The sequence below is a fragment of the Saezia sanguinis genome, assembly GCF_003991585.1.
Classification (GTDB): Bacteria; Pseudomonadota; Gammaproteobacteria; order Burkholderiales; family Burkholderiaceae_C; genus Saezia; species Saezia sanguinis.
This window is the reverse complement of record NZ_PQSP01000005.1, coordinates 26,018-41,239: the sequence shown is the minus strand read 5'-3', so window position 1 is coordinate 41,239 and position 15,222 is coordinate 26,018. Positions and strand designations below refer to the sequence as shown.

The following is a 15,222-nucleotide window of genomic DNA, read 5'->3' as shown; positions in this document are numbered from 1 at the left end:
GCATCCATTTAACGTATTCAACTTGATGCCTTCTGTCACGCCTGCAATGATGACATGCGTTTTACTTTAAATTCAGCGCACATGAAAAAAGGGGCTTGCGCCCCTTTTCCCGTTTCAAAACAATGGCACGCATCAACGCAGCCGTCCATGGCACTGTTTGAATTTTTTGCCGCTGCCGCACGGGCAGGGATCGTTGCGCCCGACGCCTGCGTAAATATCATTCACCATGGTGGACGGGTCTGTCAATGACTCGACCCCGCCTGTATCGGTCGGCGCGGTATACGTCAGGTTATGTACAGCAGGTGCCGGTGGCGCACTCAGGTTCACCGGTTGTTGTTCTTCCGGCATCTGGATCTTGACCCGCATCAGCACACGCGTGACCTCATCGCGGACCCGGTCCAACATCAGGCCAAACAACTGGAATGCCTCACGTTTGTATTCCTGCTTAGGCTGCTTCTGGGCATACCCGCGCAGGTGAATCCCCTGACGCAGATAATCAAGTGCAGCCAGATGCTCACGCCAGTCGTTATCCAGTGTCTGCAGCAGAATCGCTTTTTCAAAAGGCATGAAATTGACTTTCCCTACCAGTTCCACTTTACCGTTAAAGGCCTCATTGGCAGCCTCAAGCACTTTTTCCAGTAAATCCTGCGCATCAAAATCCGAGCTGTCCCCGATAATGGCTTTCAGGAACACATCCAGATGGAACTCATCGTGCAAGGCACGCTCAAGCCCGGCCAGATCCCATTGTTCTTCCAGACTTTGCTCAGGCACATACATGCGGACCATATCGGTCACCGCGTTTTCACGCATGGTACTGATATGCTCCGTCACATCTTCGGTGTCCAGAATCGCATTGCGCAGTTCATATATGGCACGGCGCTGGTCATTGGCCACATCATCAAAGTCCAGCAACTGTTTGCGGATGTCAAAGTTGCGCCCTTCGACCTTGCGCTGCGCGCTCTCGATAGAGCGTGTCACAATGCCCGCCTCAATGGCTTCGCCGCGCGGTATCTTCAGACGCTCCATGATCGCACGTACCCGGTCTGCGGCAAAAATACGCAGCAACGGATCATCCAGACTCAGATAAAAGCGTGACGACCCCGGATCACCCTGCCGCCCTGAACGGCCACGCAATTGGTTATCAATACGACGGCTTTCATGACGCTCGGTCGCAATGATGCGCAAACCGCCCAGGCTGATCACCTGCTCATGCAGTTGCTTCCACTCATCACGCAAAGCCTGAATGCGCTGTGCCTTCTCGGTGTCTGAAATGCTTTCATCCACCTCAATGGCTTCAATATCTTTCTGGATATTGCCCCCCAGCACAATGTCGGTACCACGGCCAGCCATGTTGGTCGCAATGGTAATCATCTTCGGACGCCCGGCCTGGGTAATGATATGCGCTTCTTTTTCATGCTGTTTGGCATTCAGCACCTGATGCGGGAGCTTGGCCTTGGTCAGCATGGCGGAAATCAGCTCCGAGTTTTCAATCGATGTGGTGCCAACCAGCACCGGCTGCCCGCGCTGGTAACATTCGCGAATATCTTCCAGCACCGCCTCATACCGTTCATCAGAGGTTTTATACACGCGGTCCAGATTGTCCACCCGCTGGCTGGGCTTGTTCGGCGGAATAATGACGGTTTCCAGACCATAAATCTGCTGGAACTCATACGCTTCGGTATCTGCCGTCCCGGTCATGCCGCCCAGTTTTTCATACATACGGAAGTAGTTCTGGAATGTGATCGAGGCCATGGTCTGGTTTTCGGCCTGAATCTTCACCCCTTCTTTGGCTTCCACTGCCTGGTGCAACCCTTCCGACCAGCGCCGCCCCTGCATCAAACGCCCGGTGAATTCATCCACGATGATCACTTCGCCATCCTGCACCACATAGTGCTGGTCGCGGAAATACAGATTATGTGCCCGCAGTGCTGCATACAAATGGTGAATCAGCGCAATATGCTGCGGGTCATACAGCGACGCGCCTTCGGTAATCAGCCCCTGCTGTACCAGAATGCTTTCCGCTTTTTCGTAGCCCTGATCCGTCAGCGTCACATTGCGCGACTTTTCATCAATGGTAAAGTCGCCCGGCTCAATCACGCCTTCACCAGTACGCGGGTCTTCTTCACCAATCTGCTTTTTCAGCAGCGGTGCAATCTGATTCATCTGCAAATACAGCGTTGTCTGGTCTTCGGCCTGGCCGCTGATGATTAGCGGCGTTCTGGCCTCGTCAATCAAAATGGAGTCCACTTCGTCGACAATCGCATAGTTCAGCTTGCGCTGTACACGCTCATTCTTGTCATAAACCATGTTGTCGCGCAGATAGTCAAACCCATACTCATTGTTGGTGCCATAGGTCACATCCGCAGCGTAAGCAGCCTGTTTGTCCTCTTTGGGAATATAGGCCATGTTGATGCCCACCGTCAGCCCCAGAAAGTTATACAGCCGCCCCATATCGGTCGCATCGCGCCGTGCCAGGTAATCATTGACTGTCACCACATGCACGCCCTTACCGGCCAGCGCATTCAGATACACCGGCAATGTGGACATCAGCGTTTTACCTTCACCGGTGCCCATTTCCGAAATCTTGCCCTGATGCAGCGCGATGCCACCGAGCATCTGCACATCAAAATGCCGCATTTTAAGAACCCGCTTGCTGCCTTCCCGTACAACGGCAAACGCTTCGGGCAGCAGGCTGTCCAGAGTTTCACCCTTTTGCAGCCGGTCACGGAACTCATCTGTTTTCGCCCGCAACTGTTCATTTGTCAGGCTTTCCAGTTGAGGCTCCAGCACGTTGATCTTGGCAACAAGTTTGCGGTACTGTTTCAACAAACGGTCATTGCGACTACTGAAAATCTTGGTAAGGAAATTGGCCATAATGCTCGAAAGTGATCCATCAGGCATCACCCCCGGTGTTCTTTCAATTAAAAACTAAATAATATGTCAGACTTTAAACCTTAAGGGGTTTGCCACCTGCCACCCAGTCAATCTGTCGATTTTACAGCCTGTAGCCAATTATCTGGTCATAACTGCTATATTTCACATATATCTGTGCATTTTTACCTGCAAAAGTTCGTCTTTTTATGAAATCCCGTCATCCCGGTGCCCGAACTGTTCAGCAAGTGCTTGACCAGTCCCCCGCACTGACACAATTAACTGCGCGCCTGCAGCTATCAAAACAATGCCTGCAGGCCGTGCTGCCCCTTATCGCCCCGGCCATGCGCAAAGCCGTACATGCCGGCCCGGTGGAATTTAGCACCGACACTACGCCCGCCTCTGGCGGCGAAACCGCAGCCGCGCCTCATGCTTACTGGGTACTTTTAGCCGATAATGCGGCTGTGGCAGCTAAACTACGCCAATTGCAGCCCCTCATGCTGCAATCACTGGGAAAAACCGGTATCTCCCTACAGGAAATCCGCATACAGGTTGTTCCCCCTACAACGTAGCGATTCTGTGCCTTGCAAAGCAGTAACAACCATGACCGGCCCACAACGTTACATCGCTCACCTGGATATGGATGCTTTTTATGCATCTGTCGAGCTGCTACGCTACCCACAGCTCAAAGGCCTGCCGGTTGTCATCGGCGGGCGCAAAAGACATGCTGGAGAAGTCACCGAAACAGATCTGCCTTTGGCCCAATGGCCACGCCTGAAAGACTATACCGGGCGTGGTGTCATCACCACGGCCACTTATGAAGCCAGAGCATTCGGGGTTCACTCGGCCATGGGCATCATGAAGGCAGCTGCGCTTGCGCCAGACGCGTTTTTACTGCCGGCAGATTTTGACCGCTACCGGCATTTTTCCCGTTTATTCAAAGCTGCCGTGCGAGAGATTGCCCCGGTGATTGAAGACCGTGGAATTGACGAGATTTACATTGACCTGACCGATATCCCCGACATTGACGCCTCCACCCCAACCGACCCTATGGCCGGCGCCAGACGCATTGCGCAGGCAATCAAGGATAATGTCAGGCAGGCCACGCAACTGAGCTGTTCTATTGGCATTACGCCCAACAAACTCCTCTCTAAACTGTGTTCCGACCTGGAAAAACCCAATGGCCTGACCCTGCTGCGCGCGCAGGATATTCCTGAGCGCATCTGGCCGCTGCCGGTGGCGCGTGTCAACGGCATTGGCCCGCGCGCCACCCAGAAACTGCATGACCTGAACATCATCACCATTGGCGAACTGGCTCAAACACCTGTCACAACGCTGATGCAGCACTTCGGGCACCGTTATGGCGTCTGGCTGCACGAAACGGCACTGGGGCATGATGAACGCATCATAGAAACCGAACGGCTGATACAAAGTGTCAGCCGCGAGACGACTTTTGAACACGACCTGCACGTTAAGCGCGATAAACAGTTGCTGGGAGAAACCTTCACCCGCCTGTGCCAGCAGGTGGCCAAGGACCTAAGTGCAAAAGGTTTTGTCGGGCGCAATATTGGCGTGAAGCTGAAGTTTGACAACTTTCAGACCGTAACACGCGCCATCACCATTCCTTACCCTACGGGGGACGCCAGAGTGATCCGGCAAGTGGCAGGCCAATGCCTTAAACGCATTGAGTTCAGCCGAAAACTGCGCCTGCTGGGGGTACGGATAGGCACGTTGACGCCCTACTCGCCGGAACAAAACACCACGGCACTTGATCAGGGCGATACTTTACCCCTGTTTTGAGGCGCTTTGCTGCACATGGCATCGCGTGCACGCTCAAAATCCTGCCAGAACCGGGCATCCTGGGAGGTTGCAAAGTTGATACGCATATAGGTAGAAGCGCCCGAGTTGACCATGAACAGCGCCCCCGGCGCAAGCAGCCAGCCCATATCGGCCATGCGCTGCGCAAGCGCTGCCGTATCAACGCCGGTATCCACCCAGCCAAACAGACCGGCCGGATCAAAAATAAACTGGCAGCCGGCTTTTTCCGCCAACCGGACACTGCGCACCCGTGCGGCATCCAGCCGCTCGCGCAGCCGTTCAGCGTGTCGGCGCACCTGCCCCTGCTCCAGGCTGTATGCCAGTGCACGCTCCATCAGCGAAGGTGTGGTCAGCGTTGAAATCAGTTTGGTGGCAATCAGCCGGTCAACCAGCGCCGGCGCAGCAGCCAAATAACCTACGCGCCAGTTGGGCGCGAGTATCTTGGAAAACCCGCCCACATAGATCGTCCTCACCAATCCATCGAGTACACTCACACGCGTCATATGTGCTGGGGCAAAAGAGGCATAGGTATCATCTTCTGCAATATAAAAATCGTATTGCTGCGCCAGTTGCAGCATTTGATGCGCCGTCATCGGCGACAGGCAGGTACCGGTCGGGTTATGCAACACACTGACGCTGACATACAGGCGCGGATGAAACTCTTCACAATAATGCTGCACCACGCTCAAGTCCGGCCCCTGCGGGCCACGCGGCACCGGCAGCACGCGCATCCCCAAAGAAACCAGCCGCGCAAACTCCACCGACCAGCCCGGCTCTTCCACCATCACCGCATCGCCCGACTGCAACAATGTGCGCGTGATGATATCCAGCGCCTGGGTGGCGCCAATGGTCGTCACAATCTGGTCAGCATGCGCCACCACATCATACTGTGCCAGGCGATGTGCCAGCATTTCACGCAGCAGCCGGTCTCCGGCGGGCTCACCATAACGCAGGCTCATGTCATTGAACAGCTTGGCACTGCTGGCGCGGCGCAAAGCCATGCCCAAAAATGAATTCTCCAGCCACTCCACCGGCAGCGCTCCGGAACCCGGCATCGGGCGGTCCTGAAAGCCGGGCCACGGCTGCATCATGCCACGAATCAATGCCACCGCATTGACCGGCGCATGCACATCTGCGCTATTGGCAGAAGACCGGTTATGCGCAGCATGGTTATGCTGCAGATCATGGGACACATCACGCACATAAAACCCGCGTTGTTTTCGCGCTTCCACCAACCCTTGCGCCTGCAACTGGTCATAAGCGGCAACCACGGTATACGGGCTGACGCCATGGCGCCGGGCACACTCGCGCACAGAAGGCAGACGCGCACCCGGCAGCAATACGCCCTCCTGAATCTGCCATGTATACCGGTTGACCAGTTGTTCGGTCAACGTTTGGGAAGAGGTTCTCGTTAACATCGGATCTTTATCCTTTCCCCTTCTGTATTGGTAAATTAACCAATACAGAGTCGGGAATTGATTGCATTACTGTATTGGGACTGTACTGGTTTCTTTTTATAAAGTAAAGCCTTCATACAAAACACTTTTTTGACTCCCGTTGATGATGCGCAGTGAAACCCGTGGACTTTGGCTTGGTTTTTTAGGTGTTGCTATTTTTGCGGCAACCGTACCTATGACGCGCTTGGCAACCGGAGATGCCTCCAACCCGCAACTCTCTCCATGGTTCATTGCCTTCGGGCGCGCCTTTGTGGCTGGTATGCTTTCCATCATCTTTCTGGCGGCTGTACGCTCCCCCTGGCCCAAAGGGCGTATGCAATGGACATCGCTGAGCCTGGCGGTCGTTGGCAATGTCATTGGCTGGCCCCTGTTTCTGGGAATGGCCATGCGGCAGGTGTCTGCAACACACGCCGCCGTTATCACCGCTTTGGCACCCTTGGCAACGGCCATTGTTGTGGCCTGCATTCTCAAGCTCAGGGCGCGCCCGCTGTTCTGGGTCTGTGCCTTTCTGGGCGCCGCTTTGACCATGGGCTTTTCGATGCTGCGCGCTTATCAGCAAGGGCATGGTTTTGCGCTGGAAACGGCAGACCTGTACCTGATTGCTGCAATCATTTTTGCCGCGATCGGGTATGCTTACGGCGCACGAGTCACCCCGGCACTGGGTGCAGAGCAAACCATCTGCTGGATATGCATCCTCGGTTTGCCCATCACCATTCCGGGCACACTCATGAGCTGGCCGCAAGCCCCGGTGGACACCAGTGCCTGGATCGGTTTTGCCTATACCGGTATTTTTTCGATGTGGGCTGGCTTTTTTGCCTGGTACCGTGGGCTTCACCTAGGCGGGCCGCTGCGCGTCAGCCAGTTGCAGTTGTTTCAACCCTTTCTCAGCATTCTGATAGCGATTCCCCTGCTGGGAGAAGCGTTTGACCCGACCGCTTTGGTGTTTGCCGCAGCCGTTGTGATCGTCGTTATGATCGGCAAACGCCATGCCATACCGAAATAAGCAGTTTTCAAGGCCGCACTATCATTAACAAAACATTTCATCATCTCACTTTTATATAAAAACAGGAATTAGCATGACAGAATGGACACTAGCACAACGCGTTAAAACATTTGATCCGGGCATCGTCCAGGGGTTGCTCAAGCTGACAGAAAACCCTCAGATCATTTCGCTGGCTGGCGGTTTGCCAGCCGCACAGACGTTCCCGGTTGAAATGATGGCGCGTGCCTGCCAGCAGGTGCTGTCCAGTGCAGGGTCTGACGCATTGCAATACTCCGCCGGAGAAGGTTACGCCCCACTGCGCGAATGGGTTGCCAACGACCTGAAAAAGCAGGGAATGAAAGTGGATGCCGATCAGGTCATCATCACAACCGGCTCGCAACAAGGGCTGGACCTGATTGCCAAAGTATTGCTGGATTGCGGCAGCCGCATTCTGGTTGAAACCCCGACGTATATGGGTGCCCTACAGGCATTCTGCCCCATGGAGCCGGTCGTGGACAGTGTGCAAAGTGACGACTGCGGCCCCATCCCTGCAGACCTAAGAGAAAAAGCCGGAACCGGCGCACAAAAAGCGCGCTTCATGTATGTTCTGCCCAATTTCCAGAACCCAACCGGCCGCTTCATGAATGATGAGCGCCGTGCCGCCCTGGCACAGGAAGCACAGCAGCTTGGCATTCCGCTGGTTGAAGATAACCCTTATGGCGACCTGTGGTTTGAAGCGCCGCCACCGGCCTCGCTGACTTCGCGCGCACCTGAGCAAAATATCTATCTGGGTTCATTCTCCAAGGTGCTGGCACCAGGCCTGCGCATGGGTTATCTGGTTGCACCAAAAGCCATTTTCAGCAAACTGCTGTTTGCCAAAATGGCCGCAGACCTGCACGCCCCGACCTTCAACCAGCGCATTGTATATGAAGTCATTAAAGACGGTTTCCTGGACCAGCACGTGCCGACCATCCGCGCGCTCTACAAAGAAAAACGCGACGCCATGCTGGCAGCGCTGGAGCGTGAAATGACCGGGCTGGGTGTGACATGGACACGACCCGTTGGCGGCATGTTCCTGTGGCTGGATCTGCCCAAACAGATCAACACCATGGACATGTTCCCGCGTGCCATTGCCCACAATGTGGCCTATGTGCCCGGCGCAGCGTTTTACGCCAATGCCCCGGAACAAAACCACATGCGCTTGTCTTATGTTACCGCATCGGTGGAACAGATCAATACAGCAATTGCGGCTTTGGCAACCACCATTAAAGAAGAACTGGCACGCTCTTAAGCCCTTGCACGCCGTACTTCATTGAATAACAGACTGGATCAATACTTGCTTGACCAGTCTGTTAATTGTTTTTTACAGGGAATTATTCCCTTCCATTTCACAAAACAAGCATGTTGCACACCTGTTTTGTGAATGTACGGCGTTATGGAAGGCGGTGAATATTGGTTATCATCGCCTTTCCTTGCAGTGGTTTATGTATTTCAACCATTGCCTTATAAGGTTGTGCGTTGGGAATGACTATTTTTGCATCGCAAATAAAACGGTAATTCATACCCGCAACAATTTGAGTTGCCACAGAAACCGGTACATACTGAACGCCGACAAAGCCGGTCAAGGCTTCGTCAAATACGGCCTTGTCCTCTTTGGTCAATGGTTTCTGTTCACTCCAGCCGCCCACCATATTGGCATTGTTAGCGCTTCCTGCTGCAGGCTGAATTTCAACGGTCATTTCCTCTTCGTACAAAGCATTGGAAAGATCAAACACTCTGAATTTTGCCAGTTGAAATACTGCTTTCCCCGGCTTCATGCCTGCAAAGCTGAATACCCGTTTTACAGGCCCTCCGGATAAAGATGACTGGGATACCACATCCATGTCGATCAAAGACAACCCGCCGTCAAGTTTGACCAGATGGTAGCTATATCCTGTACCAGCCTGTTCTACACGCTCTACTGTAAATACTTCACCAACATTCTTTTTCATCCAAGTCTCCTGTTTTACAAATTTAAAATATGACAACGCATGGCCATGTACTTCAATACATACCAAATGTCACAGTTGAATGGAATTTAAAACTACAACTCCGTAGTTACCCTGGATATTTCAATACAACGTTTGGCCAAAAAAACGGCCATTTTTATAATCTCAGGTATGGAATCGTATCGGGATGAAAACTTAGCAAATCCGCAATAAGTAAGGCTTTTCCAAGTAACCGGTTTCAGTATACATGAAAAAAACTGGCTCAATCAACGATTTCAAAGAATAATTCCGCATCGCAAAATCTCCTCTCATATGCGTGCTGCTGTGGCCCAAAAGTCAACACAAATTCAAATGGATTGCAACGGCTACTTTGCGCTGATCATCATAAAAAATATGAATCCGGTAGCATGGCATATCAATCACTGCTACAGTGGAACTTTTAAAGTTAAACCATTTATTTTTGAAAGCCAACGATGGTTTCATATCCTTTTCATCTGGTTGATGTTTTTTCTTCGCAGCCATTTCGCGGCAACCCTTTGGCCGTTGTGCACCATGCGCAGGCACTGGATGAAATCGCCATGAAGCGCATTGCCAGTTGGCTGCACCTGTCGGAAACGGTATTTCTGCTCCCGCCCACTCAGGCTGATGCAGATTATCAGATGCGCATATTCACCGCCAACGGTACCGAACTGCCGTTTGCAGGGCACCCAACCCTGGGCGCCTGCCATGCCTGGCTGCAAACAGGTGCTCAACCACAGCATGCCGGCAAAATAGTTCAGCAATGCAAAGTCGGCCTGGTGGAAATACGCCAGATGAATCCCGCGTATCGCAGCTTTGCTGCGCCGCCAATTCAGCGCACACCATTGGCCAAAGCGGATCTGGAGTTGATCTGCCGGGCACTTGACCTTGATCGCGCACAAGTTGTAGACCATCAGAGGCTGGATGCCGGGCGTCCTTACAACGCCCTTTTGCTTGACAGTGCGCAAACCGTGTTAAATGTTATCCCCAACCTGCAAATGCTTGGCGAGGCCGGGCTGGATGTCGGGCTGATCGGCCCACACGAGAACATTGCTGAAAACGCAGACTCACCCCAATTTGAAGTCCGTTTTTTTGCGCCGGTCATGGGGGTTGCAGAAGACCCGATCACCGGCAGCCTGAATGCATCGCTGGCGCAATGGCTGATTGCGACACATCAGGCGCCTGCCCACTACCTGGCAGCACAAGGCACGGTACTGGGGAGGACCGGTCGCATCTATATTCAGCAGGATGACGCCGACCAGGTCTGGGTCGGAGGACATACAACAACCTGTTCTGAAGGAAACTTGCAGCTCTAACCGGCTTGCTGTTGCATATAACCATCCAAAGAAACATCCGTATATGAGCCATTCGCCTATTCTGACATCCGATCAGCTTGCCCATGCCGGTCAGGTCGTTTATGCCCATTTGCCAGCGTCCCCTCAATATGCCTGGCCGTTACTGAAAAAACGGGTTGGCGCCACCGTCTGGGTCAAACACGAAAACCACCTGCCTGTAGGTGCCTTCAAGATTCGCGGCGGGCTGGTTTATGCCAACCGCCTGCTGCAAGCCGGCACCAAGCCTGCGGGCTTATTGTGTGCCACACGGGGCAACCATGGGCAGTCCGTCGCACTGGCTGCAAGCCTGTGCAATCTGCCGGTAACCATTGTGGTACCGCATGGCAACTCGGCAGAAAAAAACGCGGCAATGCAGGCCTTAGGCGCCGAGCTGGTGGAACATGGCGACGACTTCCAACAGGCGAAGGAGTACGCGACAGCGCTCCAGCACCAGCAGTCTTTGCACTTTGTTCCTTCATTTCACCCTGACCTGATTGCAGGCGTTGCCACCGCATGGCTGGAGTTTTTTAAAACCGTGCAACCGGACGTGCTTTTTGTTCCTATCGGGCAGGGTTCGGGCTTCTGCGCTGCAGCGGCTGTTCGTAACCTGCTCAACCTGAAAACGCGTTTGATCGGCGTGGTTTCGGCACATGCCTCCGCCTATCAGCAATCATTCATTGAAAAGCGCGCTGTTGTCGTTCCGGCAACAACACAGCTTGCCGACGGCCTGGCATGCAGCACGCCTGATCCACAGGCGCTTGAACTGATCTGGCGGGAAGCAGACGATATTGTTGCTGTTACCGACCAGGAAGTTGCCGACGCCATGCGTATTCTGTTTACCGACACACATAACGTGGCTGAAGGTGCAGGTGCTGCCGCACTGGCCGCAGCCATTCAGCAAAAAGACCGCTGGCAAAATAAAACCGTTGGCGTTTCCTTATCCGGTGGCAATGTGGATGCAGCATTGTTCACGCAGGTTCTGTCGCGGGCATTTTGAGCGTAAAGCAAATCGCCTTGTCATGGTTTTGGCACAGGCCATACTGCAAAAAATCGGGCTGCTGCTTCTGTTTCCTGCACATTCCATGTATATTAGAGGCTGATCGTTTTTGATGGCAGCATGCCATTTTTGTGCTTCTGGTCAGCACCAGACAAAAGGCTTTAGATCTTCAGGGCGTTCTCTATGCGTATCATTGGTATTGAAAACACGGCACGTGAGTATACTCAGGCACCTCAGGCACTCAGTGGCAGCGAATTTTTATGGCTGTCCTGCGCCCGGAGTGAATTTGAAGAATGTCTGCCCGATATTCAGGAGATTCTGACGAATCTGGATGGCCGTCCGTTACTCGATTTTCACATCCAGGATCTGCTGAGCACACAACAGCCGTCGCATTATGACTTTACCTCCTATTACGATGTCATCGTATTCCGGCGCCTGACCGCCTATAACATGGATGACAGCGAAAACGAAAACCCGGATGCGTGCGAATTGAGTTTTGCGCGGTATATCAGCACGGCACCGGTCGGCTTTATCATTTTCGACCGCATCTTATTGACGGTGCATGACGACATTGAACACCGCAACCAGTTTGCCGCCAAGTTACTTAACGACAATACCGCATCTACCGGGCGGCTGCGGCGTACAGGCCTGCATTTACCCATCAGCCCGGATGAACTCATGCTGCGGCTGGTAGACTTTTTGATTGACGGTTATGTGGATCTGCGGCGGCACCTGTCACACCAGCTCGACCGCTGGCAAAACGCACTGCTCAGTACCGAACAGCCCCAAACCAACTGGCAGGCGCTGTTCGAATCCCGCAATGCGCTACACCAGATGGAAGATTTGTGTGAAGACCAGAGCGTTGCCATCAAAGCCTGGCTGGAATCCATTGAAGATGAAGGGGACGACAGCAACACCGAACTGCTAGAGGTACGCGCGCGCGATGTCATTGAGCACATTGAACGCTCACGCTCCCATGTACACCGGCTGGAATCCTCTTTAGAAGGCGCGATTCAACTGCATTTTTCTGCCACCGCCAACCGTACCAACCATGTGATGCGTACACTCACCGTGCTGACCGCCATTTTCCTGCCGCTGAATCTGCTGACCGGTTTGTTTGGCATGAACTTTGCCGATATGTTTTTAACCAAATACTCATGGGGCTTCTGGCTGGTGCTGGTGGTCATGCTGGTGAACACTGCGGTGCTGGTGCATTACTTCTCCCGCAAAAACTACCTGGGGTAGCCGCCAGAACATGTTTTTGCTGTTGTGCCTGCTTTGTCAGTATCGCCAGCCCTGCCTCTGATATGCGGTATAGTTCTACCCACATCCCTTGTTTGACGATGACCTGGCGTTAGTTGCAACATGTTTCTTTTTCAAATGACCTCTGCCCTTTCCGCGCGCATTCACCCTAAGCGGCAGCCTATACAGCTTGTACCTCATTCATCATCCCAACCCCCATCCTGGCAACGCCGGCTCATGTACACCATGTGCGCCGCTGCGGCGCTGTTGCTGCAAGCCTGTATGGGGCCAACCGGGACGTATGACGATGCAGACCCTTATGCCCACTATCCTGCGGCGGACGGGCCGGATATTCCTTTGCGCCTACCGTCTGACTACAACAGGGTTTCACCTACCGCCCGCACGATTTACATGCCGGGCAGTCGCTGGGTTCCTGTGCGCTGGGCTGATTTACCAGGCTGGAACCATGACCGTGTCGGTGAGGCATGGCAGGCATGGGTCTGGAGCTGCAGCCAGACATCTGCAACCTGGGCTCAGGCCTGCGGGCAGATCATTCATCTGGCCAACGCCAGCGAAAATACCAAACGCCAGTGGATGTATGACCACCTCCAGCCCTACCGCATTGAAGCGCTGAACGGCAACACCAAAGGCATTCTGACCGCGTACTATGAGCCTATTTTCCGGGCCCGCCGTCAGCCACAGGGCGACTTTACCGTACCGCTTTACCTCCCTCCGCCCGACCTGCACCCCACCAACCCTTACTGGAGCCGCAAAGACATCGAATCCAACCCGCGCGCGCAACGCGCCGTCCAGGGGTACGAATTTGCCTATCTGGCAGACCCGCTGGATGCGCTGATTCTGCACATTCAGGGCTCGGGGCAACTGGTACTGACGGAACCTGACGGCACCACCCACCGCGTACGCGCTGCTTACGCGGCCAGCAACAACCACCGCTACGGCAGTGTGGGCAGATACCTGCTCGATCGCAATCTGATTACCGATGCCACCTGGCCTGGCATCAAAGCCTGGCTGGACGAACACCCCGAACGGCTGCAGGAAGTTCTGTGGTCCAACCCGCGTTACATCTTTTTTAATGAAGTCCCGCTGGACGACCCTACCCTGGGGCCGGTTGGTGCCCAGGGCGTCCCGCTGACTTCCGGGCGCTCCATTGCAGTGGATAAGCGCGCCATTCCTTACGGCACACCGGTATGGATTGCAAGTGAAGACCCTTCCGGACAGACCCAGCCTTTACAACGGCTGGTACTGGCGCAGGATACCGGTTCGGCCATTGTCGGCGCGGTTCGGGCCGACTACTTCTGGGGCCAGGGCCATGAAGCCGGTGAACAGGCAGGCCGCACCAAACAGACACTTTTCATGTGGGCCTTTTTACCCAAACCCGAATAAACCATATCGCTGCGCATAACATTTTTAGTTATAAACTCATGAAAACATGTTCTAGCCGCACAATCAGATTTCGCGCTAATATATTCACTTTAAATGACCTGCCGGCCTGCATACAGAACGCTTCAGAAAAACTGCATTCCGGGCCGCTGAACATCTACCATCACTTTGTAGCCTTTTAAAGGAGATTTTTGAATGAATACATTACACCAGCGGCGCTCCTTTTGGCGCGTGCTTTCCGGTGGCGTTGCCGCCGTTGCACTTTCGCTCACAGCATTTGCCACCCAGGCACAAACAACCACCACACTGAAGGTCGGCGCCACGGCGGTACCACATGCTGAACTGCTTGAATTTGTGAAACCTACACTCAAAGCGCAGGGTATTGATTTGCAGATCATGGAGTTTTCCGACTATGTGCTGCCTAACCGTGCACTTGCAGACAAGCAGCTTGATGCCAATTTCTTCCAGCACAAACCTTACCTGGACACGTTCAACAATGAACATCGCACCACACTGGTCGTTGTACCCAACGGCAACGTGCACATTGAGCCCTTTGGTGCTTATTCCAGAAAAATCACCCGCATTGAAGACCTGAAAGATGGCGCTACAGTGGCTTTGCCCAATGATCCATCCAACGGTGCCAGGGCATTGCTGCTGTTGCATGCCGCCAAGATCATCCAGTTGAAAGACCCGACCAACCTGCTGGCCACATCCAAAGATGTGATTGAGAACCCGAAAAACCTGCGTTTTGTCGAACTGGATGCAGCCCAGTTACCACGCGTATTGCCTGAAATGGATCTGGCGCTGATCAACACCAACTATGCGCTGCAAGCCGGGCTGAATCCATTGAAGGATGCCTTGCTGATTGAAAGCCAGGACTCGCCTTACGTCAATGTGGTGGTATCCCGCTCAGACAATGCCAACGCCCCGGCCATTGCCAAGCTGATGGAAGCCCTGCACAGCGAACAAACCAAACAATATATTCTGGAACACTACAAAGGCGCGATCATTCCGGCATTCTGAGTGCATAAATAGAAGGCTCTATTTATAATCCGCCTAAGGCATGACAGACTGTCATGCCTTTTGTTTCATTAAGATATCTCATTTTTGCGGG

The 15,222-nt window shown here is 53.6% G+C and carries 12 protein-coding genes; 9 read left to right on the top strand and 3 right to left on the bottom strand.

Going from position 1 to position 15,222, the window contains the following annotated elements:
• Positions 1-132: 132 nt before the first annotated feature.
• Positions 133-2,877: a preprotein translocase subunit SecA gene (gene secA, locus CUZ56_RS09670; protein ID WP_126980335.1), complete on the bottom strand. Its 2,745-nt coding sequence runs from the start codon at positions 2,875-2,877 to the stop codon at positions 133-135.
• Positions 2,878-3,080: 203 nt separating this feature from the next.
• Here secA and CUZ56_RS09665 point away from each other — a divergent pair, with 203 nt between their 5' ends.
• Positions 3,081-3,443 carry a hypothetical protein gene (locus tag CUZ56_RS09665; protein WP_126980189.1) on the top strand — a complete coding sequence of 121 codons (363 nt, stop codon included), beginning with the start codon at positions 3,081-3,083 and terminating at the stop codon, positions 3,441-3,443.
• Between the two features lie 31 nt (positions 3,444-3,474).
• Positions 3,475-4,671 carry a DNA polymerase IV gene (gene dinB, locus CUZ56_RS09660; protein ID WP_126980188.1) on the top strand — a complete coding sequence of 399 codons (1,197 nt, stop codon included), beginning with the start codon at positions 3,475-3,477 and terminating at the stop codon, positions 4,669-4,671.
• Here the strand turns inward: dinB and CUZ56_RS09655 are convergent.
• A complete protein-coding gene (locus tag CUZ56_RS09655) occupies positions 4,644-6,107 on the bottom strand; it encodes an aminotransferase-like domain-containing protein (protein ID WP_126980187.1) in 1,464 nt (487 codons plus the stop codon). The two genes, dinB and CUZ56_RS09655, sit on opposite strands and share 28 nt — an antisense overlap.
• 142 nt (positions 6,108-6,249) lie before the next feature.
• Here CUZ56_RS09655 and CUZ56_RS09650 point away from each other — a divergent pair, with 142 nt between their 5' ends.
• Positions 6,250-7,149: a DMT family transporter gene (locus tag CUZ56_RS09650; RefSeq protein ID WP_126980186.1), complete on the top strand. Its 900-nt coding sequence runs from the start codon at positions 6,250-6,252 to the stop codon at positions 7,147-7,149.
• A gap of 73 nt (positions 7,150-7,222) precedes the next feature.
• A complete protein-coding gene (locus CUZ56_RS09645) occupies positions 7,223-8,419 on the top strand; it encodes an aminotransferase-like domain-containing protein (protein WP_126980185.1) in 1,197 nt (398 codons plus the stop codon).
• A gap of 142 nt (positions 8,420-8,561) precedes the next feature.
• On the opposite strand, the gene CUZ56_RS09640 is transcribed toward CUZ56_RS09645, so the two are convergent.
• Positions 8,562-9,119: a protease inhibitor I42 family protein gene (locus CUZ56_RS09640; protein ID WP_126980184.1), complete on the bottom strand. Its 558-nt coding sequence runs from the start codon at positions 9,117-9,119 to the stop codon at positions 8,562-8,564.
• A gap of 470 nt (positions 9,120-9,589) precedes the next feature.
• Here CUZ56_RS09640 and CUZ56_RS09635 point away from each other — a divergent pair, with 470 nt between their 5' ends.
• The 5 genes from CUZ56_RS09635 (at position 9,590) to CUZ56_RS09615 (ending at position 15,131) form a co-directional block, all read left to right on the top strand.
• Positions 9,590-10,450, top strand: coding sequence for a PhzF family phenazine biosynthesis protein (locus CUZ56_RS09635; protein ID WP_126980183.1), 861 nt, complete (start codon positions 9,590-9,592; stop codon positions 10,448-10,450).
• A gap of 43 nt (positions 10,451-10,493) precedes the next feature.
• Entirely contained in the window at positions 10,494-11,465 is a 972-nt protein-coding gene (locus CUZ56_RS09630; protein WP_126980182.1) for a threonine dehydratase, read from the top strand.
• Positions 11,466-11,648: 183 nt separating this feature from the next.
• Positions 11,649-12,710: a magnesium transporter CorA family protein gene (locus tag CUZ56_RS09625; RefSeq protein ID WP_126980181.1), complete on the top strand. Its 1,062-nt coding sequence runs from the start codon at positions 11,649-11,651 to the stop codon at positions 12,708-12,710.
• 234 nt (positions 12,711-12,944) lie between these two features.
• Complete coding sequence (gene mltA / locus CUZ56_RS09620) at positions 12,945-14,111, top strand: murein transglycosylase A (RefSeq protein ID WP_162615316.1); 1,167 nt, start codon at positions 12,945-12,947, stop codon at positions 14,109-14,111.
• A 192-nt stretch (positions 14,112-14,303) separates the two neighbouring features.
• Positions 14,304-15,131, top strand: coding sequence for a MetQ/NlpA family ABC transporter substrate-binding protein (locus tag CUZ56_RS09615; RefSeq protein WP_204250872.1), 828 nt, complete (start codon positions 14,304-14,306; stop codon positions 15,129-15,131).
• The last annotated feature ends 91 nt before the right edge of the window (positions 15,132-15,222 follow it).